Source organism: Limnohabitans sp. Rim28 (assembly GCF_000293865.2).
Classification (GTDB): Bacteria; Pseudomonadota; Gammaproteobacteria; order Burkholderiales; family Burkholderiaceae_C; genus Limnohabitans_A.
This window is the reverse complement of record NZ_ALKN02000014.1, coordinates 1-20,545: the sequence shown is the minus strand read 5'-3', so window position 1 is coordinate 20,545 and position 20,545 is coordinate 1. Positions and strand designations below refer to the sequence as shown.

At 52.9% G+C, this 20,545-nt stretch carries 26 protein-coding genes; 19 read left to right on the top strand and 7 right to left on the bottom strand.

All coding sequences use genetic code 11. The features are described 5' to 3' along the window. The 19 genes from B472_RS14235 to B472_RS14145 all read left to right on the top strand — a co-directional run bounded on the left by B472_RS14235 (position 1) and on the right by B472_RS14145 (position 16,749). Complete coding sequence (locus tag B472_RS14235; RefSeq protein WP_019425645.1) at positions 1 to 336, top strand: DUF3168 domain-containing protein; 336 nt, start codon at positions 1 to 3, stop codon at positions 334 to 336. A gap of 42 nt (positions 337 to 378) precedes the next feature. Further along, the gene (locus B472_RS14230) at positions 379 to 792 is read left to right on the top strand and encodes a phage tail tube protein (protein WP_019425644.1); all 414 of its coding nucleotides are present in this window, start codon (positions 379 to 381) and stop codon (positions 790 to 792) included. A gap of 5 nt (positions 793 to 797) precedes the next feature. Beyond that, a complete protein-coding gene (locus B472_RS14225; RefSeq protein ID WP_026039272.1) occupies positions 798 to 1,154 on the top strand; it encodes a hypothetical protein in 357 nt (118 codons plus the stop codon). A 32-nt stretch (positions 1,155 to 1,186) separates the two neighbouring features. Next, positions 1,187 to 1,483 (top strand): DUF4035 domain-containing protein, encoded by a 297-nt coding sequence (locus B472_RS14220; RefSeq protein ID WP_116798695.1) that lies wholly within the window; start codon positions 1,187 to 1,189, stop codon positions 1,481 to 1,483. After that, on the top strand, positions 1,476 to 3,938 hold the full coding sequence (locus B472_RS14215; RefSeq protein ID WP_019425641.1) for a phage tail tape measure C-terminal domain-containing protein: 2,463 nt from the start codon (positions 1,476 to 1,478) through the stop codon (positions 3,936 to 3,938). The genes B472_RS14220 and B472_RS14215 overlap by 8 nt, the downstream gene beginning before the upstream one ends. Next, positions 3,939 to 4,277, top strand: coding sequence for a phage tail protein (locus B472_RS14210; protein ID WP_081504913.1), 339 nt, complete (start codon positions 3,939 to 3,941; stop codon positions 4,275 to 4,277). Beyond that, positions 4,274 to 4,978, top strand: a complete 705-nt coding sequence (locus B472_RS14205) for a phage minor tail protein L (RefSeq protein WP_019425640.1) — start codon at positions 4,274 to 4,276, stop codon at positions 4,976 to 4,978. Before B472_RS14210 ends, B472_RS14205 begins: the two co-directional genes overlap by 4 nt. After that, complete coding sequence (locus B472_RS14200) at positions 4,978 to 5,694, top strand: C40 family peptidase (RefSeq protein ID WP_019425639.1); 717 nt, start codon at positions 4,978 to 4,980, stop codon at positions 5,692 to 5,694. Before B472_RS14205 ends, B472_RS14200 begins: the two co-directional genes overlap by 1 nt. Then, the gene (locus B472_RS14195; RefSeq protein ID WP_019425638.1) at positions 5,669 to 6,262 is read left to right on the top strand and encodes a tail assembly protein; all 594 of its coding nucleotides are present in this window, start codon (positions 5,669 to 5,671) and stop codon (positions 6,260 to 6,262) included. The genes B472_RS14200 and B472_RS14195 overlap by 26 nt, the downstream gene beginning before the upstream one ends. Next, the gene (locus B472_RS14190; protein ID WP_019425637.1) at positions 6,259 to 9,762 is read left to right on the top strand and encodes a host specificity protein J; all 3,504 of its coding nucleotides are present in this window, start codon (positions 6,259 to 6,261) and stop codon (positions 9,760 to 9,762) included. The genes B472_RS14195 and B472_RS14190 overlap by 4 nt, the downstream gene beginning before the upstream one ends. Before the next feature lie 80 nt (positions 9,763 to 9,842). Further along, the gene (locus tag B472_RS14185) at positions 9,843 to 10,289 is read left to right on the top strand and encodes a hypothetical protein (RefSeq protein WP_202862787.1); all 447 of its coding nucleotides are present in this window, start codon (positions 9,843 to 9,845) and stop codon (positions 10,287 to 10,289) included. Between the two features lie 5 nt (positions 10,290 to 10,294). Then, entirely contained in the window at positions 10,295 to 11,647 is a 1,353-nt protein-coding gene (locus B472_RS14180) for an H-type lectin domain-containing protein (RefSeq protein ID WP_133176103.1), read from the top strand. Beyond that, positions 11,648 to 12,610 carry a hypothetical protein gene (locus B472_RS14175; protein ID WP_019425634.1) on the top strand — a complete coding sequence of 321 codons (963 nt, stop codon included), beginning with the start codon at positions 11,648 to 11,650 and terminating at the stop codon, positions 12,608 to 12,610. Between the two features lie 9 nt (positions 12,611 to 12,619). After that, positions 12,620 to 13,477: a hypothetical protein gene (locus B472_RS14170; protein ID WP_133176102.1), complete on the top strand. Its 858-nt coding sequence runs from the start codon at positions 12,620 to 12,622 to the stop codon at positions 13,475 to 13,477. Next, entirely contained in the window at positions 13,474 to 14,091 is a 618-nt protein-coding gene (locus B472_RS14165) for a hypothetical protein (protein ID WP_019425632.1), read from the top strand. Before B472_RS14170 ends, B472_RS14165 begins: the two co-directional genes overlap by 4 nt. A 73-nt stretch (positions 14,092 to 14,164) precedes the next feature. Further along, positions 14,165 to 15,454, top strand: coding sequence for an SPASM domain-containing protein (locus tag B472_RS14160; protein ID WP_238147450.1), 1,290 nt, complete (start codon positions 14,165 to 14,167; stop codon positions 15,452 to 15,454). Between the two features lie 70 nt (positions 15,455 to 15,524). Further along, on the top strand, positions 15,525 to 15,824 hold the full coding sequence (locus tag B472_RS14155) for a DUF6127 family protein (RefSeq protein WP_019425630.1): 300 nt from the start codon (positions 15,525 to 15,527) through the stop codon (positions 15,822 to 15,824). Next, entirely contained in the window at positions 15,821 to 16,297 is a 477-nt protein-coding gene (locus B472_RS14150) for a hypothetical protein (protein WP_019425629.1), read from the top strand. Before B472_RS14155 ends, B472_RS14150 begins: the two co-directional genes overlap by 4 nt. Continuing rightward, the gene (locus B472_RS14145; RefSeq protein WP_019425628.1) at positions 16,294 to 16,749 is read left to right on the top strand and encodes a lysozyme; all 456 of its coding nucleotides are present in this window, start codon (positions 16,294 to 16,296) and stop codon (positions 16,747 to 16,749) included. Before B472_RS14150 ends, B472_RS14145 begins: the two co-directional genes overlap by 4 nt. Positions 16,750 to 16,809: 60 nt before the next feature. On the opposite strand, the gene B472_RS14140 is transcribed toward B472_RS14145, so the two are convergent. The 7 genes from B472_RS14140 to B472_RS17355 form a co-directional block, all read right to left on the bottom strand. Next, the gene (locus B472_RS14140) at positions 16,810 to 17,295 is read right to left on the bottom strand and encodes a DUF411 domain-containing protein (RefSeq protein ID WP_040505771.1); all 486 of its coding nucleotides are present in this window, start codon (positions 17,293 to 17,295) and stop codon (positions 16,810 to 16,812) included. Next, positions 17,292 to 17,735, bottom strand: coding sequence for a tetratricopeptide repeat protein (locus B472_RS14135; protein ID WP_026039270.1), 444 nt, complete (start codon positions 17,733 to 17,735; stop codon positions 17,292 to 17,294). Before B472_RS14135 ends, B472_RS14140 begins: the two co-directional genes overlap by 4 nt. Before the next feature lie 118 nt (positions 17,736 to 17,853). Continuing rightward, complete coding sequence (locus B472_RS14130) at positions 17,854 to 18,333, bottom strand: DoxX family membrane protein (RefSeq protein ID WP_019425625.1); 480 nt, start codon at positions 18,331 to 18,333, stop codon at positions 17,854 to 17,856. Between the two features lie 53 nt (positions 18,334 to 18,386). Further along, a complete protein-coding gene (locus B472_RS14125; protein WP_026039269.1) occupies positions 18,387 to 18,944 on the bottom strand; it encodes a GbsR/MarR family transcriptional regulator in 558 nt (185 codons plus the stop codon). A gap of 106 nt (positions 18,945 to 19,050) precedes the next feature. After that, the gene (locus tag B472_RS14120) at positions 19,051 to 19,611 is read right to left on the bottom strand and encodes a pyridoxamine 5'-phosphate oxidase family protein (RefSeq protein WP_019425623.1); all 561 of its coding nucleotides are present in this window, start codon (positions 19,609 to 19,611) and stop codon (positions 19,051 to 19,053) included. Between the two features lie 18 nt (positions 19,612 to 19,629). After that, the gene (locus B472_RS14115; RefSeq protein WP_026039268.1) at positions 19,630 to 20,361 is read right to left on the bottom strand and encodes an SDR family NAD(P)-dependent oxidoreductase; all 732 of its coding nucleotides are present in this window, start codon (positions 20,359 to 20,361) and stop codon (positions 19,630 to 19,632) included. Further along, a partial coding sequence (locus tag B472_RS17355) for a hypothetical protein (protein ID WP_238147453.1) occupies positions 20,268 to 20,545 on the bottom strand: 278 nt, incomplete at its 5' end. The genes B472_RS17355 and B472_RS14115, both read right to left, overlap by 94 nt.

Sequence of the window (20,545 nt, the reverse complement as noted above, 5' to 3'; positions counted from 1 at the left end):
ATGCAGGACTTCTATGACGCGATCAAACATCTGGCCGCTGGGCAGGTGTACGCCATCGTTGCACCTGCGGGTGCTCAGTATCCGACGCTTGTTTACACCCCTATTGATCAGTCAAACGTTGCGTCGCTTGACGGACCAAACCAGCTGCGGCGCTCGCGAGTGCAAGTTGATGCGTACGCACTAACACTGGTCGCTTGCGAACAACTGCAAGAGCAGGTCCTTGCGGCATTGCTAGCCAGTATCAAAACGGTGGCCGATGTACGCATGGGCCTTACCGATTTCGACGATGAAGCCGGTACTTACCGGATATCCGTGGACTTCACCTACTACCGGTAACGGTGGTCAGGTTGTCTTTTCATTTTTTTATGGAGGCCTTTTATGCCTAGTACTGCCATCACCGCGCAGGGCATCACCATTGCCCGGTTTGGAACCACAACGTTTGAAACCATCCCCAACGTAGTTTCCTTTCAGGGGCCTGGGGGTCAAGCTTCAGTTATTGACGTCACCAATCTTGCTTCAACAGCCAAAGAGAAGAGAGTCGGTCTTCGCGATGAAGGTCAACTCTCACTGAGCCTGCACTTCAATCCTGACGACACGGTCCATCAGGGCCTTCGTACAGATAGAGCCAATCGCGTGCGCCGCCAGTTCAAGATCACCTTCACCGACACCACACCCGCTGCGACATGGACTTTCTACGGCTACGTTACACAGTTCAGTGTTCAAGGTGGTGTGGATGCTGTAGTTGAAGCCAGCGTCACGATCGAAATCGATGGCGACATCACGGAGGCATAAAGACTATGAATATTTTGACCAAAGAAGCCATCCTTGCAGCCGATGATCTGCCGCGCGAAACAGTCCTCGTACCTGAGTGGGGTGGAGACGTCTACGTCCGCACCATGAGCGGTACGGACCGCGATGCCTTTGAGAGCAGCCTTATTGCTCGCGATGGTGCAAAGGATGGTCGTATGGAAAACGTTCGAGCCAGACTTGTCGCGCTCACCCTTTGCGATGCGACGGGCAGCCGTCTTTTTGAAGATGGTGAAATTGTTGCGCTTGGCCGAAAAAGTGCTCGTGCACTAGACAGGGTTTTCGCTGTTGCTCAGCGTCTAAACGGTATCGGTATCGAGCAGGCTGAATCAGCAAAAAAGGACTAAAGGCCAATCCCACTCGTCGCTTCGCTTTTCGCTTGGCGCTTGCGCTGGGCATGCCGGTTCGTGAGCTATTGCAGCGGATCGGATCAGACGAGATCACCGAGTGGATGGCCTTTTATCAACTGGAACCCTTTGGCGACATGCGGGCTGATTTGAGAAGTGGTGTGATTGCGTCAACCTTTGCCAACGCCAACCGTACCAAGCACGCACGTCCTTTTACGCCAGAAGATTTCATGCCATTTATCGACCGACCCGAGCCAATTGATGAGGCCCGATTGAACGTCGCTCGTCTTAAGTCAATGTTTGCACACAGGGTCAAAAAGCATGGCTGATCTTGGCTCACTTGTCGTAAAGCTTTCGGCGGAAACCTCTGAGTTTCGTGCCGATCTAGGACGGACGGCGCGACTTTTAGATCGACATGCCAATGACATGAAGACCTCGCTGCAGCAGGTCTCATCCATTGCCAGGACAACCTTTGCGGTAGCGATAGGTGCGACCTCTGTTGCCGCCTTGAGAGACTTTGTTAGTCAGACCATCGAGGCCGCTGCGGCTCTTCAGGGTCTCTCAGAGCAGACAGGCGCAAGTGCTGCGGCCCTTTCAGGCTTTGCACCCGTGGCCACTATTTCAGGCACGGCCATGGAGGCAATTGGCGGCAATCTTGCCAAACTCTCCAAAGGCTTGGCAGGTGTTGATGATGAGACTGCTGGGGCAACGAAGGCGCTGCAGTTTTTAGGTATTCGCGCAAAAGAAGCCAGTGGAACTTTGCGTGATCCTGCAGAGGTCATGAATGATGTCGCGCTCAAATTGGCGGAGTTTGAGGACGGTGCTGGAAAAACCGCTATTGCAATGGAACTCTTTGGAAAGTCGGGGGCCACCATGCTCCCGTTCCTTAAAGATTTGGCTGAAAACCAAGACCTAAACATTCGCTTAACGGCTATGCAAATTGAGGAGGCAGACAACGCCTCCAAGGCAATGGGCCGCATGAGAGCAGAGTCGAATTTCGTTGCTCAGACTTTGATGACGGCGGCAATTCCTTCAATGTCCGTTTTGACACAAGAACTCAAGCGTGTTTTTCTAGGAACAGATAACGCAGTTGAGGGAATTCAGCGCATGCGCGCTGAAGGTACGCTGACCAACTGGGCAGAGAAAACGGCCTATGCGATTGCCGTCGTTATTGATGCACTTCGAGGTATTGGCCACACAATCAAATCGGTCATCGGCAGCTTTTCTGCTGTTTGGGCCGATATTGAATTGGCGGGAACATTCTTGGCGGGGGGTAAAGGGCTCAATCCTTTTTCAGATGAAAACCGTTCTCGCTTGCAGGCCGCGCTTGAAAAGCGAAATGCCATCGTGGCGCAGTCCAACCAGAACTACGTTGAGCTCTGGGATATGCCGCTTTTGGCAGATGCGGTAACTAAACGATTTGACGAGATCCGCAAAGGTACGGAGGCTTCCAACGCAGCCACTCAGGCAGCCGCTCCCAGAAAGCAGTTGAATTACAGCACTGCGACTGGCGCTGTTTCGGCCAATGCAATGGCCGTAATAGACAGCGAGATTAAGCGTCTTCAGGGGCAGGTGGATGTCGAAAGTGCCATCCTCAAGGACAGGCAAAGAATCATCGACCTCTACGAAAGTCAGGGCTACCTGAGCTTTAAAGATGCAAGTGAGGCGCGCTTGGCTGCGCAAGAAGACTTCACGGAAAAGCTTCGTGCACTGTCTGCAGATGAAGAGACGATCTTGCGCAGAGGCCTAGAGACAGTCGCTAAGACCACCCAAGACAAACTTAAGCTTCAGGATCGTCTGGCTGAAATCACTTTAAAACGGCAAAGACTAGAGCGTGAAGCTCAACAGTCGAATTTGGAGCGCCAGATTCGGTTGCCTGGCGAGTCGATGAAGGATCTCCAAGAGCAAGCAGCCCGAGGGCTTGGGGAGCTTCGTGCAGTTGAAGAGCAAATCAAAACTTTGCGTGAAACGGGCGCTATCAGTGAACTGAAATCATTGCAGCAACTGGCAACGGCACGCCAAGAAAGTGGTCTTCAATTGTCAGCGCTTGCTCGACAGGCACGTGAATTGGCTGAGGCAGCGCCTGGTAACGAAAAGCTAGCAGATGCCCTCAGAAAAATTGAGGAAGCGGCTCGACAGGCAGCCGATGGCGCATCTCTTTTGACTTTACGCGTCAAGGAACTGTCTGATCCGGAAGCTGGTTTTGCCAAGGGCCTGCGATCTGTTGCCGAAGAGGCCGAGCAGGTTGGCAAGCAAATGGAGTCAGCCACCACCCGAGCATTTAACGGGATGACCGATGCTTTGGTGAACTTTGTGATGACCGGCAAGCTTGATTTCAGAACCTTGGCGAACTCCATCATTTCTGACTTGATCAGGATTCAGGTTCAGAGGGCCATCACATTGCCCCTGGCCAACGCCATGGCTGGGTTCTTTGGTTTTGCCAGCGGAGGTGTCATGACTTCTGCAGGTCCAACTGCACTGCGCAGTTATGCCAGCGGGGGTATTGCCAACTCACCTCAGTTAGCCCTTTTTGGTGAGGGCTCTCGCCCAGAAGCCTATGTACCGCTGCCTGATGGTCGTTCAATTCCCGTAACCATGAGTGGGGCTGGGGGCAGTGGGGATGTCTTCAACATTTCCGTCAGTTTGACTGACTCAGGTGCATCTAGCCGTGGGGATGACCCAGGTGGGCGTGATTTGGGCCGCGCAATAGCAAGTGCAGTGCGGCAAGAACTCCTTGCGCAAAAACGTGCAGGTGGCCTGCTTGACGGTCGCAGGGGGGCATAAATGGCCACATTTACTTGGACTCCTTCTGTTGGTGCCAATTTGTCAATGCGTCCCACAGTGCGCCGTGTCTCCTTTGGTGATGGCTATGAACAGCGCTTGGGATTCGGAATCAATACACAGCCGCAGGTGTGGTCGCTGGAGTTTCGCGGACGCACCAGTAGTGATGCCGTAGCAATCGACAACTTTCTTCGGGCTCGTGGTGCAGTCCAGGCCTTTGATTGGACGCCTCCAGGTGGATTGCCTGCCAAGTTTGTTTGTGATGAATGGAGTCGTTCCGTGGACGAGCCAAATATTGAATCTGTCCGAGCAACTTTTAAGCAGGTATTTGATCTCTCATGACTGCTGTCGCCATCTCTTCGGAAATCCAGAAGCTCGCACCCAGTAGTGTCATTGAGCTGTTCGTTTTGGATCTGGCGATCTTTGGACAGGGGCCAGTGCGCTTTCATGCAGGTACAAATGCGTTGCAGCAGCGCGTGGTCTGGCAGGGGAACGCCTACGAAGCATTTCCAATTGAGGTCGAGGGGTTCGAGTTCAACGGCAATGGCCAGGTGCCAAGGCCGCGTCTGCGCGTGGCGAACGTCACTGGAGCCATTACGGCGCTTGTACTGACCTATCAGGACTTGGTGGGTGCCAAGATCACACGCAAGCGAACGCTTGCCAAATACCTTGACGCAGTTAATTTTTCCGGTGGATCAAACCCAACTGCTGACCCTTTGGCGGAGTTTGCCGATGACATTTATTACGTGGATCGAAAGTCGCGTGAGACTAGAGATGTTGTTGAGTTCGAACTCGCGGCTTCATTCGATCTTGAGGGCGTAACTTTGCCGCGCAGGCAGATCGTTCAAAACGTATGTCCCTGGCGTTACCGGGGATCTGAGTGTGGCTACACAGGCTCAAATTATTTCAACGCTAACGATCAGTCGGTAGTTGCAAGCATTCAGGATATCTGTGGCAAGCGATTGGCTTCATGCCAAGTGCGGTTTGGACAAAACGCTGAGCTTCCATTCGGCGGTTTCCCCGCAGCTGGGTTGATTCGTTGATGCAAAGCGAGAACCAGTCTCTGGCAATGGATCACGCCCGCGAGGAGTATCCGCGCGAATCTTGTGGCTTGCTTGTGATCCGCCGTGGCCGTGAGGTGTATGTGCCTTGCCGAAACATCGGCGTGGGCACCGATCAATTCGTTATTCATCCCGAGGACTTCGCACAAGCTGACTCAAGGGGGCAGATCGTAGGCGTGGTGCACAGCCATCCGGGCTTACCTCCGACAGCGAGTCAGGCCGATCGCGTGGCTTGTGAAGCCAGTGGTTTGCCTTGGCACATCATCAGTTTTCCCAGTGGTCAATGGGCGCAAATTCAGCCTTCTGGCTATGTCGCACCGCTTGTGGGGCGTGAATGGTCTCACGGTGTTCTTGACTGTTACGCGTTACTGCGGGACTGGTTCCAGTCGGAGCGTGGGTTTGTGCTTCCAAACTTCGTGCGCTTTGATGATTGGTGGAAACGTGGTGAGAACTTGTACATCGACAACTTCGAAAAAGTAGGTTTTACGCAAGTGAAGCCAGAAGAAATCCAAATGGGCGATTGCATCTTGATGCAGGTTGCTTCGCCTGTTCCCAATCACGCCGCCGTCTATCTCGGGGATGGACTGATCCTGCATCACTTGCAGGGACGTCTTTCCAGCCGCGATATCTACGGTGGGTACTGGCAAAAAGTTACAACGCACGTCATTCGATATGGTCACAGTCATACTTCTCGGTGAAATCGGACGCAGCTTTGGGCGCAGGCATACCCTTGCCATTTCATCAGCCGCAGAAGCGATTCGCGCGCTTAGTGCCAACTTTCCATCCTTTGAGAGGGAGTTGGTTGCGTCCGGTGAACGCGGGGTTGGCTACCGGGTGCTTGCTGGCCGAGATTCCCTTAATTTGGAGCGATTGCACGAGCCCACCGGCTCCCAGCGCATCACGATTGCGCCGGTATTGTCTGGCGCTGGCGGAGATGGTTTGGGGCAAATCTTGCTTGGCGCAGCATTGCTTGCCGTCGCATGGTGGAACCCACTTGGCTGGGCTGCATCGGGTGCATTTCTGTCTCAGGCCACGCTCTATTCGGTGGGCACAGCCATGATTCTTGGCGGTGTTGCGCAGATGATTGCACCCACACCCAAAGCAACTGAACCATCTGAGCGTCCAGAAAACAAGCCAAGCTACAGCTTCAACGGTGCAGTCAACACGACGGCACAGGGTCACCCCGTGCCTGTGGGTTATGGTCGATTGATTGTGGGCTCGGCTGTGATCAGTGCAGGTATTGATGTCGACGAGATTCCTGCATGACTGAACTAATCATCGGCGCAGGAGGTGGAGGCAAAGGGGGCGGAGGTGCTAGCGCACGCGTAGCCCAAGAAGCGCCTGACAGCTTACGCTCCAAAGCCTATGCACGAGTTGTTGATCTCATTTCCGAGGGAGAGATTGAGGGCTTGGTCGATGGGCTCCAATCGGTATATTTGGACGACACGCCCATACAGAACGCCGACGGTACAACCAATTTTTCTGGCGTAACGCTTGAGACCAGAGATGGCACACAGCAGCAAAGCTATGTACCTGGGTTCTCTTCTGTCGAAAACGAGGTGCCCGTTGGCGTTGAGATCAAGGCGAGCCAGCCTGTGGTTCGTTCAATCACTGATCCTGATGTAGACGCAGTCAGGATTAAGGTGAGCGTTGGGCAACTGACCAACCAAGACACGACCAATGGAGATCTGAACGGAAGCTCTGTATCGTTTTCCATCGATCGGCAGGTCAGCGGCGGCGGGTTTGTCGAAGTAATAAACGACACGATCTCAGGTAAGACCACGACCAAGTACCAGCGCAGTTACTACGTGCCGCTAACCGGTAACGGCCCATGGGAAATTCGTGTTCGGCGTATCACGGCGGATTCAACCTCCAGCGCCATCCAGAACAAGACCTACCTCGACTCCTACACCGAAGTTGTTGAGAGCAAGCTGCGCTATCCCAACAGCGCCTTGGTTGCGTTGAGGGTAGATGCTTCGCAGTTTTCGGCCATCCCTCGGCGCAGCTACGACATGAAACTGCTGCGTGTCCGTGTGCCGGTGAACTATGACCCTGGTACACGAACCTACAGTGGCGTGTGGAACGGAAACTTCAGAATCGCATGGACAGACAACCCTGCGTGGTGTTTTTATGACCTGGTCACCAGTACCCGGTACGGCTTGGGTGGATACATCCCTGAGTCACAGGTCGACAAATGGGCGCTTTACCGAGTAGCGCAGTACTGTGACCAGTTGGTTCCTAACGGGCTTGGGGGCTTTGAGCCACGCTTTACCTGTAACTTGTATCTACAGACGCGCGAGCAGGCTTACAAGGTGGTGCAGGACATGGCCTCGATTTTTCGAGGCATGGTGTATTGGTCGGGTGGAGCAATCACTGTCACGCAGGACGCACCCAGTGATGCGGTTTACCAGTTCGCCCCCGGCAACGTGGTGGACGGTGAGTTTGCCTACCAAGGGTCTTCAGCTAAAGCTCGTCACACCGTGGCGCTCGTGACCTGGAATGATCCAGATGATTTCTACCGTCAGAAGGTTGAATATGTCGAAGACGCCGCAGGTATCGCCCGCTATGGGATTGTGCAAAGCGACGTAGTTGCACTCGGTTGCACTGCTCGCGGTCAGGCCCACCGGGTGGGCAAATGGCTTTTGTTCTCCGAGCAATCTGAGTCAGAAATTGTCACTTTCCGAACGGGCCTTGAAGGTGCAGTGGTGCGTCCAGGCGACATCATCAAGGTCGCTGATCCTGTTCGCGGCGGTATGCGCTTGGGTGGTCGGATCGCCGCTGCAACGGCTAGCACGGTCACGCTCGACCAAGAGTTGCCAGCTGATTTACCTTGGCGACTCGCGGTCGTTTTGCCGAATGGAACTGTCGAGGAGCGACTGGTGGGGCCTGTATCCGGTCGCACTCTGACAGTGACGATACCGTTCAGCTCGGTCCCCCAAGTTGATGCAATTTGGATGTTGGCATCCTCAATCATTGAGCCGCAGCTTTTTAGGGTGGTGTCTGTCGCTGAGCGCGATCCGGGTGTCCATGAAGTTACGGCACTGGCGCACAACCCCAGCAAATACGCAGCGATTGAAGAAGGTCTGGCACTTCAGCCACGCTCGATTACTGTTCTTTCGGACATTCCTCCACCGCCTACGGGGTTGGCAATGCAAGAGAGTCTTTATAGGGTGAAAGACCAGGCTCAAGTCTTGGTTCAGGTCTCATGGACCGAGGTTCAAACTGCCATTGCCTACCGCCTGTCTTATCGGGTCGCAGGCGGAAACTTCGTAAGCCTGCCACTGACCAGCGCAAACTACGCTGAAATTCGTGACGCCCAAGAGGGGCAGTACGAGTTCAGTCTGAGAGCCATTGGCATCACCCGTAAGGAGAGCATTCCCGCAACCCTCAGCGCGACAGTGCTGGGTAAGACGTTGCCGCCATCGGACGTCACTGGATTTACGGTCCAGCGCAGAGTTTCAGACTTGATGATTGCCTGGGATGAACTGCAAGATGCTGACCTCTCAGGATACGAGGTGCGCGTGGGGACAGGTTGGGATGACGCTCAACTTGTGGCCAAGACGTCAGGTACTCAGATGTTGCATGATCAAAGTGCAGCAGGTCAGTACCCGTATCACATTCGTGCGATTGATACCTCTGGAAATTACAGCGCGCACGTCACAACCTTTGTTTTGAATTTACTTGCTCCGAGTACGGTTCGGCAGTTCGATGTTGTGCAATCGGCCAATCGTTTGGAATTTCGCTGGCAACCTAACCCTGAGCCAGAGGTGGTGGGCTATGAGTTACGCGAAGGGGCGGCTTGGGACGCTTCGCTATTTGTTGCTGAGGTCAAATCCACCAGCTACACGCTGCCTTCCGGTTTTGATGGTGAACGTAAGTTTTGGATCAAAGCAATTGCGTCACCTGGGATTTACAGCGACACGCCGACCTTTGTCTCGACGGTGGTGGCCCAACCCCAAAACGCAAATCTAATACTCGCACGCGATGAGCAGGCTTTAGGGTTTCCTGGTACCAAGCACTTCGCATCGGTCGTCTCGGTCAATGGCCGCAATGTGCTGCGCATGAGCACAGGTGCTCAGACGGCTGAGTATCTGTTTGAGTTGGACTTGGTCTCACCCATTCGTGCTCAGAACACGCTGCTCAACAGTTTGGGTGCATCGGTTGATGACCGGACAACATGGCTGGAGGCTAACTTTCCTTGGGCAAGTGATGCTGCCAAACGCCAATGGGCATATGACGGTGCAATTGCCAACGTGGATGCGCGGTTTCAAATTGCGCGTGAAGATGCGCTGCAAGCTGGAGAAATTTACGGCTGGAGGCTTAATGGTTCCACTGGCGGTCTTGGTAACCCGTTGCTAAGCCAAGCAGCAAGCGTGAGTTACGCCGCAGGTCGGTATGGCGACGGGCTGATGGTCAAGGACACGACCCGAGTCGCTTGGAGTGTGAGTATTCCAGACGTCTTTCACACGTCATTCTGGTTTGCGCCTTCTGAGATTACAACTTGTGTCATCTGGGCTGCGACAGGCTCATCGGGGCAACTGCTCGTGGGATATGACGCTTCAAATGGCTCCTTTTTCTTGGAGGACCATCTCGCAAGGCGAGTGAGTGTGGCGTTCTCTGTATCCATTACGGACCGGATTTGTCTTGGTGTTTGTCAAACGGCCAGCGAGCGCCGACTCTTTGCAGGACGAATGGGTGGTGATGTCGATTCGGCGAGCGCTGCAATAGCGCCGGTCGGCACCTTTACAAGCCTGCGTTTGTACTAGATCTAGCTCAACAAAATTTCACCCAACCGTGGCGCTGCTCTCGCAAGAGGCGGCGTCATTTTTTTTAAATGAGGACTTTTATGATCCAAGAATCTATGCAGCTTTATGGCGCGATGACTCTCATCGTGCACCGTTCTAACGGCGAGGTTGAAACTGTTCATAAGGACAACATCATCGTCAACGTGGGCTTCGACTTTATTGCCGATGCCATTGGAAAGTCTGTCAGTCGTCCCAACGTGATGGGATTCATTGCCCTTGGCACAGGGACTACCGCAGCCGCAGCAACACAGTCGGCGCTGGTGACAGAACTCGATCGCAACGCTGCGACCTACGCCCATACTGCTGGCACCAAAACATTTACTTTCACAGCTGATTTCCTGGCTGGTGATGGGACCGGTGCAATCACAGAGGCAGGGGTATTCAACGCAGCGTCAGCTGGCATCATGTTTGACCGAGTGGTGTTCCCTGTGGTCAATAAAGGTGCTGATGACAGCCTGACCGCCGTTTTCACCTTCACGATGAGCTGATCGTCATGCCCGAAACGGTGACGGTTACTGAAACCCAGGGGTCTCGATACACCTGGGCTTCGGCTGGATTCACATGGTCAAGTGCCAGTGCAGGCAAAAGCTGGACTGCAGCCTATCCTGCGGTTTACAGCATTGCTGTAGCCGCAACGCTTGCCTTCATCGAAGCTGGATCGCGAAGCTGGACAAAGCGTTCTAGTGAGAGCCTTCCAATTTCAGAAGGTCGAAAAAACATATTCACCTTGCGTGAGTCTGAGTCGGTTGGGTTCTCTGAAACCTACTCTGACCTGATCGCTTTTGTCTTGCGCTGGGTTGAATCGATGGCCTTTTCAGAGAGCGTCTCGAAAGGCAATAAAAAACAAGCGGCAGAGTCATTTCAGGCTTCTGACGACCTCAGGCGCGCACTGACAAAAAATACCGGTGAAAGCTTCACATGGTCTGAATCACTTCGGCGAAACAACATAAAGCGTCTGGCTGAAGTGATGCCTCTCTCTGAATCTCTTCAAAAGCTCATAGTAAAAAACAGGTCCGAAAGCTTGGGATTAGGCGACGACTTGGACCGCGTCATCACAAAGCAGGTCACAGAGGCGATTGCGTTTGCTGAAACCTACACAGACCTCATTGCCTTTGTCCTGCGAGTGAGCGAAGGCCTCGGTGTCAGCGATTTAGGCGCTAAGCAGGTAAGAAAGCCACTGAACGAATCCTTTGGCACGTCCGACAAGGTGACCCGCCAAGCGATCAAGCGAGTTGCCGAAGCCGTGGCTATTGGCGAGGCCCTAGGCAGGACTGTGGCATACCGACGCAACCTCACTGATGGTTTCGGCGTATCTGATGCACTGCGAAAAGCTTTGAGGCTGACCGCTCGAGAGGCGTTACTTCTTGCCGAGCAGTACCGCAGGCATGCCAATGGCGTTATCAGCGACATGATTGTTGCCAGCGGTGAGATCACTGAAGATGACTTTGCAGCCATCGTTCAGTCTGGACATCCACCGGGCTACACCGACTTTCGAGATTTCATTCAGGGTGACTACACCTACCGACGCGCTCTATTCAGAGCGATTTTGAACTCAAGAAATTCAGACCGTGGCTTTATTGATGCCCTGAGGGTAACGGTGGATGTGCCCGACATCTTTGATCGGGGTACAGCTCAGATTACCGACGCAGCTGCTGGTGTCGCAATCACTTTCACACGCACCTTTCGGGTTCCTCCCGAAGTCACCATGACCCACAAGGGCGGAACGATCGTGGCAATAGCGCGGCTAGTTGGCTCCATCACAACAGGCGGGTTTACCGCTGTTCTGGAAAACACGTCCGGCACTCGAGTTGCCGGTTCTTTCACTTGGATTGCACAGGGGTACTAGATGCAAAACTTTACCGACATTCCGTCGTCGCGCTCGCTTTCAGATTCGCTCATTGAGATTTTGAACAACGACAAGACCGGAATTTCTTGTAATAGCGGAACCACTTTCCCGACTACAAACCAGCAAGTTGGAATGCTCTGCTACCGCACAGATCAATTGAAGCTATACCAGTTGATCGGAGTCAACCCCGATAACTGGCGTTTCATCATGGACTTGTCCAGTGGGATCGACTCCCAGTTCGCGACCAAGCTCAATGCCTCTTCTTACACCGCTGCCGATGTTTTAGCGAAGCTACTTACTGTTGATGGGGCGGGAACTGGTTTGGATGCTGATCTGCTTGATGGTCAGCACGCTAGTGCGTTTGCCTCAAGTACTCACAACCACAATGCAACGTACCTTGGTATTGCTGCCAAGGCCGCTGACGCCGACAAGTTGGATGGTTATGACTCCACCGCGTTTGTGAGATCGGTAAATGGAGCCGGTCCAAATGCAAGCGGTAATGCCACGGTAGTAATTGACTTGTCTAGTCGTGTTGCCAAGACGGGTGACACGATGACGGGGAATCTGACGATTCAAAACACAGCCCCAACACTCACGATGCAGGACACGGACAACGTGACTCGCTCACTGCATGTGAACAGCAACCTCATGGGATTTTTAAAGTCCGACGGTAACTGGGACATGTACATGAACAACGGTGGATCCTTGTGGACCGCCAATTACGGATGGCTGCACGACTACTTTTTCAACGCAGTTGGCAATTGCTTCAGAAGCAGTAATCCAGGTTCAGGCTGGCAAGGCGCATCCAACTGCACTGCAAATACTGCCGATTTCTACAACTGCGGTGATCAGGTTCCCACTAGCGGCATTTATATGCTTCGACTCGTTGATGGCGGTTCAACGATCAGCTTTGGTTCGCAAACCACACGCTACAACTGCAATTGCGATTGCAACTGTTGCTAAGGAGTTCAGATGAAACTTTATACAGGTAACAAGAACACGCCATTCGCATTGGATGTGGCACTTGATGAGCGCAATCTAAGTTTTTCTGTTCGCGCAGTTATGCAGCGTGAATTCGTCGGTGATCCACTAATGAACCACTCAAACGGTGGAAAGTTTTTTGATCAAAGCTTGATCACTGAGTGGCGTGGAAACTTTGGCGTCTTTGGACAACCGATCTATGAGCGCACTCTAAATTTAGATTCCCTTCGGGAACATCCAGAGTTTTCAGATCACGCCAGTTTTATGCTTTATGCGCCTGTTGGGTTCATGGATAGAAGCGGAACTTCAGCAGGTTTTTTTCAGCAAACCCCTAATCTCTACGCGGCCACCTTAGCATCAAAGATGGATGCACAGGCGTATCACGCATCAGTTCTCCAGACGCATCCAATTGGTCATGTGTTGGTTCCGTTTAAGACATCTCCTATTGCGGACTGGTCTATTGGATTTAATGTTTTTGATCCAGAGTTGATTAAGGTCAGTTCGAACATTGAAGTCATTCCTGCCGTCACCTTGGCATTAGTTCGTGAGGAAACGCTTCCCGTTGTCCGCTTCGTAGGTGGCCCATCTATCAATGTCTCAGCCAGTGGAGAGGTGAGCATTGATTTCCAGCTCGAAATCCCAGACGGTGATCCGATTGAGGATCGAGACGCCGAGGTGTATCTGGAGTCCACCGCTGGGTATCTCGTTGCACGACGGGTCAGAACCTCTGGTGGCTCAGGCTGTACGGTTTTCAGACCGGATGGTATGGCAACAGGGGATGTGGCCAAGATCAAGGTGGGGTTTAAGTACTTCTCGGGGACCGATGATCTGCTGGTGAATGTCCAATGAGACTGAACCTTTTTCCCACAGCCGTGGGTTTATGGGTGCTCAACACCCCTTCTAGCTTCGACCAGTGTCTTTACCAGGACCTGCTTAAGGTCCATGGCGCGATGAAGACTGAGGCTGGGGAAATCTGGGATCGGCACCCTCACGACGTCTTTGACGGGGCTGTCCCCAGTGCTACCCAACTGGCCAGTATGGCCATACCCATCCTCCAGCGTGACTTTGTAGGCCCACAAGGGCGGATCACCCATTTGCAAGGGCGAGAAGTTGTGCGAGTTGCTGGCGTGGAAATCATGCCGCACTCCGACGAAGACGAATGTCATCTGCAGGCGGTGTATTTCCCCAACGGTCCTGAACTTGATCCGTCAGAAGATCTGCTGGAGCAAGTTAACCAATACGGTCCTAACGCCTTTGCCATTTGCAATCCCGACTGGCGATCTTCAGGTTTTGGCAAGTGCCTTATGCCGTGGGAAAACCACGCGAAGTATTGGATCAGACCTCACAGGGGATTGCTTGTGGCATTTGATGCTCGTGCTGTTCATTTTCAGAAGCCGTATACGGGCGAAGTTCCCTTCATGCAGGTGCTCCTCAACATAAAGGTGGAAAGACTCAATGGCTAAATTCATAATCACGACAGTGGATCCACGAACAGAAGCGGTCGTACCTCTTATGTACGATAACTCGGACTCCAGCTTGACCGACCTTCAGGGGCGATCAATGGTTCGAACAGTAGATCCCACGCTTCTAGCTGCTACGCAAGATGCTCTAGTGACATCCCGTGAAGCTCCGCTTGGAAAAACATCCCCGCGCGTACTTAAAATTTCTCTTGGTTTGTCCTGCAACTACTCATGCGAATACTGTTCGCAGCGTTTCGTTGCCCGAAACATAGAAACCAACCCGGACGACATAGATTGGTTTCTGGCATCGTTAGACAGTTGGGTCCTAACCCCCCCAGATGCCATCGAGTTCTGGGGTGGGGAGCCCCTTGTTTATATAAAGACTCTCAGACCCCTGGCAGATGCCTTGCGTCAGAAGTTTCCGGCTGCCAGGTTCTCAGTGATAACAAATGGTTCGTTGTTGAATCCTGAAACCAACCAATGGCTTGAAGACTTGGAGTTCACCGTCAGCATCTCCCATGATGGGCCTGGCCAGCATGTGCGGGGGCCAGATCCGCTGGAAGATCAGCAGGTCAGGACTGCCATCTTGGACCTGTATGAAAGGCTAGCTCCTAAGGAGCGTTTCAGCTTCAATGCCATGCTTAATCGAGATAACCAGTCTCGCGCAGAAATTCAATCGTTCTTTGTGAACCTCACGGGTGATCCGAACGTACTGATTGGTGAGGGAGGTTTTGTTGATGCTTACGATGCAGGTGGAATCAATCAGTCGCTACGGGAAGATGAGTTTCATTCCTTTAGACGTCAAGCGTTTCACGATATCCGGCATGGCAAGGCGAGTCGCATCGCGAGCGTACGGGATAGGGTGATGTCATTTGTTAACTCGCTACGTTTCATGCGTCCTGCGCCTAGTCTTGGGCAAAAGTGCGGAATGGACCGGCCTGATTCAATTGCTGTTGACCTCAAGGGCAATGTGCTCACGTGTCAGAACGTGAGTGCTGCTGCGTTGGCTCCGAACGGAGAGTCTCACCGCATTGGCCACACTAGCCAGCTGGATCAGGTGGCGCTCAAAACAGCAACGCACTGGTCACATCGATCTGAATGTCCGAAATGTCCAGTGCTGCAAATTTGCAAAGGTTCGTGCATGTTTCTTGAAGGGCCGCTTTGGGAAGCGTCTTGCAACAACGCTTATTCCGATGCACTCCCAATCTTTGCGTCTGGGATTGAGTTTCTCACTGGTTTGGTGCCTGTCTTCATAGATGGCGACATCCCAGAGGCCAGAAAGGATATTTTTGGATTTGGCCACACAAATGCCAATGAAACCGTAGCTACTCGCAAACCATTTCCGGTTCAGGTTGTTGCCGCTTAAAAAATAAAAATTTTCACTTCAAGCCCGCCTGGTTAACTCCTGTGCGGGCTTTTTCTTTTTGGAGATGCCTATGACAGAAGAATCCACCAGTTCACAAAATGCTGACATCCTGAACCTTCGCCCGGAGGACCTAGATGAGTTGCTTACCCGCGCCGCCGAGCGAGGTGCAGAGCGCGCATTGGCCTGTCTTGGCCTCGAAAACGGCCATGCTGCCCGTGATATCCGTGACCTGCGAGGTCTCATCGATGCCTGGCGTGAAGCGCGCCGAACCGTCTGGCAAACCACGGTCAAGGTTCTGACTACCGGTGTGTTGGCTGCACTGCTTGTCGGCATCGCCATCAAATTGCGGCTGATGGGAGGTCCCCAATGATCGAGACACTATTGGGCGGCTTGCTGGGTGGCGCGTTTCGCCTGGCTCCCGAGGTCCTGAAATGGTTCGACCGCCAAGGAGAGCGTGGCCACGAGTTGGTCATGCAGGACAAGGCACTTGAGTTCGAGAAACTGCGCGGTGCCCAGCGCATGTCAGAAATAGGCGCAACGTCCGACGGCGCATGGAACAGCGGCGCAATAGAAACCTTGCGCGATGCAGTGCGCACTCAGGGTGAAAAAACTGGGGTTGCCTGGGCCGATGCACTTTCCAGCTCAGTTCGCCCAGTGATCACCTACTGGTTCATGGCCCTGTACTGCGCGGCGAAGACTGCAGCATTCGCGGCGGCTTTCTCTGCCGGTGCGGACTGGGGTACGGCAGTTATGCACGCCTGGACCGAAGCCGACCAGGCGCTGTGGGCCGGGGTCTTGAACTTCTGGTTCTTGGGCCGCGTGTTTGACAAGGTTCGGCCGTGATCGATGTTCCGCAAGCAGCTATCGATTTGGCCAAGCGGTTCGAAGGGTTCTGCCGTGTGCCCAAGTCAGACCCTGACCGCGCTTATCCGTATGTCTGTCCAGCAGGGTTTTGGACCATTGGATACGGTCACCTATGCGATGCCAAGCATCCGCCGATCTCTATAGAAGAGGGCGAGGCTTATCTCGCTGCCGACATGGCCGATGCACTAAGAGCCACACTGCGCTACTGCCCGGTGCTGGCCACTGAGCCGGAGGGGCGGCTTGCGGCCATTGTTGATTTCACATTCAACCTTGGTGCTGGCCGGTTGCAGGCATCAACACTTAGAAGACGGGTCAATCAGCGTGACTGGCCAGGTGTAGCGCAGGAGTTGCGTCGCTGGGTTTACGGCGGTGGCAAAGTGCTGCCGGGGTTGGTACTAAGGCGAAACGCGGAGATTTTGCTAATTTTTTGAGCAACTAGGTCATCTCTTTTTTCCGATCTCCCACCTCGACAGCGCCCTGAGTTGCTATTGCTACATGACTATGCGGTTTTGGCCAGCGTAGCGCGTAAAACTTTCCGTGTTTCCATTTTTTTGAACCAACAACACCTCGAAAGAATCTTTACGGCCTTTGTACTCGGGCCCATCCATACCTGGGCTGCCGATCGGCATGCCCGGTACCGCCAGACCAAGAGCAATTGGACGATCAGCTAACAGCTTACGAATGTCTGCTGCAGGGACATGGCCCTCTAGTACGTATCCGTTAACTTTGGCTGTATGACAAGAGCCAAGTTTTTCAGGCATTCCAAGACGCTTACGGGCAGCGGTGTTGCCCACATTTCGGACGTCAACCTTGAAGCCATTTGCCTCAAGGTGATCAACCCACGATTGACAACATCCGCAATTGGGGTCTTTCCAGACCTCCACAATTATTGTTTGTGCGAATGATGGAAAGTAAAAGATCGGTGCAACAAGTCCCAAAGAACTTATGGCACGAAGTAATTGACGTCTTTGCATCATTTGCGAGATTTGAATTGAGCAACGCTTTTCTTGAGATCCGAGTACTCCTCGCATCCAAAAGTACAAGCTTTATCTAATCTACTCACCATGATTTCGGCACCAGCTAAGTCATTTTTCAAAAGTAAAAGTTCTCCGTAATACTCAAGCGCACCTCGGTGTTTAGGATCCTTAGCCAAAGCCGCTTTGTACTGATTCTCGGCCTCAAGCAAGTCGGGTGGAGATTTTTTACGCAGGCTGAAGCCCATCAGGTTATGCCAGTCGGCGGACTGTTTGTCGCTAGCTTGCGAAAGCAAATTGATGGCTTGGTCAAATTTTTTATCAACGATAAGTTGCTTGGCTTCTTTCAGCCAATTGGGTGCGGCAGGACCTGCTGGCGAAGTGTCGGCAGCATTTACAGAAAACGTCAAGCCTAAAAGAATACTTAAAAATAGATTTCGCATTTTATTTTTCTGGATTAACTAGAGGATCTTGGTTAGTTAAAGGGTAAGTTCGGCGGTATTTGCTTGCATTAAGCAAGATGTAACGCCGATCCTTGTAGCTGACGCGAAACTTTTCGTATCAAAGTTTTTTGTCAATTGCCACTGCCCAATTTCCTCTTAGGCCAAAGTAGAGACCGCCAGCCCACAGGGAAAAGTGCATGTAATCAGTAAGGATGAAGTTCAACAAACTTTCTGGCTTGATGACGGTCCAAATGATCCCAGTCACAACGCAGCACATCACAATGCCGCTAAACCGAGTAATCATGTCACCCAAAACAGCTAAAAAAGCAGTGTCACGTATTTTAGGAATTGTTGCCAGCCCGCCAATCAGAAGTCCTAAACCGGCTGCTACCTCACCGTAACAAACGAACCACCAAACAAGTGGCGATATGCCCATAGCTTGTCCTGCGGCAGCATCAAACGGAAGCTTGCTGAGTCCTTGATTAATGAATAAAAGCGCCAAGGGTATTCTCAGCAGAATATGGCTGAGGCTGAAATCAGGGAGCTGATTCCAATAATTTCTGATGGTGAAGTAACTCGGTAGTTTTTGAATAAGCACGTCAGTTTTCCTTCTAAAAAGATTGAGTTATGGTCATTCGCTCCACTGGAGCATCACGGTTTGCTAGAAAAAACTTCTTTCACTTTGCCTTTGATCTCTAAAAGCTTTTGAACTTTGGAGCCCATTTGCATCAAGCTTGCGAGAGTTGCAGAGTCCATTTTTTGCACGTCATCAAGCCAGTTGGTCATCAGGTCAATGAATCCATGCATTTGCCTCATGCGCTCTTGTGCATGAATATCCGCTTCAACACTGGGCTGCTCCATTAAGGCGTCGCGCAACATGGAAAGAGTTGGGTCGATTTCTCTTTTGCGACGTTCGGCAGCCAGTGTTCGAAAGATGGCCCACATTTCTTCTGGTGCCTGAAAGTACTCGCGTCTGTCATTTGGTTGATGAATGAGCCGGACCAGGTTCCATGATTGAAGTTCTTTTAAGCCCATGCTGACGTTGGACCGAGAAAACCCCAGAGCCTCTCCCAACTCATCTGCGTTAAGAGGTGTGGGTGAGACAAACAGCAGTGCGTAAATTTGTCCAACTGTTCGGTTGATGCCCCAGCGGCTGCCCATCTCGCCAAAGTGCAGAACAAAGCGTTGAGTCAAAGGTGGCAGATTCACAGGTTCTCCAAATTTCAGTAATTCCTGAAATTCTAGAACTTACAGGAAACCTGCGAAGTTGTTGCCTTTTAAGACATTGGAGGGAGGAGGGTTTTGTTTGAGTATTTCAGGGGACGAGCCACTGCCAGGTGTTGGCGCTCAGGCGCGCTCGTCGATGTGCGCCATGGCCCAATTCCAACCAGTCCATCTGCAGGACCTGGGCGTTCAACAAGGCGAAGTGATGGTCGCCACTCAGATTTTGCGCGGTGCCGAATCCTTTAGGGCGCTCGGTGCCTGGGGCCTCAGTAGCCATGTAGTCACCAGCAGATGCCGACTGCTGGACCCGCTGCCAAAGGGCTTGAAGTTCAGGACCGTCGGTGGCAACAGAGATTTCAACTTTTACGCGCAGTTGCCAATTAAGTCGACCACTCCAAAAGGTAAGTGCCGCCTTGGGCTCTTTTGTAAGTTCGCTGACCTTCGTGCTGCGTGCGTCCGTATAAAAGCAAAGCGTCTGTTGGTTGGTGTCTACCTTACGAAGCACGACCGTGCGGGCATTGGGCGAGCCATCGCAACCCAATGTGGCCAGCACAGGAGTTCGCCAGGCGTGGTGACGATCTACGCTGGCGCGCCCAAGCTCTTTCCAGATTTGCTGGCGAATTTCCTGCGATGTGTCTAAGCCGTGCTTCATGGAACTGAAAATTGTCAGTCAACGCACCAAGGGCCTAACTGTGGTGAACCCACCGTCTACCGCAATGACCTGACCCGTCAGCCGTGCGGCACCATCTCCCAGTAAAAAAGCCATGACATCGGCGACTTGCTCAGCTGATTGAATGCCACCTAAAGGGTACTGGCGTGCAGCTCCTTCGCGCATGGCTGTCATCTTGAGCATGTTGGCTGTCATGGGTGTTTCGGTCAGACCAGGAGCCACTGCATTGATGCGTAGCCCTTGAGCGGCGTAGGTCGCAGCAGCGCTGCGTACCAGAGCCTCAACTCCCCCTTTAGCAGCGGCAATTGCTTCGTGGTTGGACACACCAATACGAGCCACCACGGAGCTTGCCATCACGGCAGCGCCTGGGCCGCCCTGAAGCGCGGTAACCCAAGCCTGAAACATAAATACAGCGCTATCCAGATTGATGCGCATGACCTCTCGGTAGGCTTGCACACTGGTGCGATGCAGAGGCGCAATCAAAGTGCTGCCCACGCAATGTGCCAGCAGCGAGGGCGCAGCGCCCAACGACTCTTGGCAGGTTGATATTGCTTGTGCTGCGCCTTCCGGCGTGGTTGTGTCTGCAGCAATGCGCAATGCCGCATCAACGTTGGTCAAACGGTCCATGTCACGCCCGACTACGGCAACTCGCAGTCCTTTGCTATGGAGTTGATGTGCGAGAGCACTGCCAATGCCGCCACTGGCGCCTGTAATGAGAACGATGGATTCCATGAAATGCCTTGAGAAACTGGAGTGAAAAATAAGCTTTTGCTAGACGGGAGGATGAATGCTTTGTCTAGCTGTGTCGGTCCCAGCGCAATGCCCAGCGCTGAATCGTTGGTCGCCACCTTAAAAATAACCGGTACATCCGCTCCATCACCCAGCCAGCTCCCGGCAGGCGTCCGATCGCGGCAGG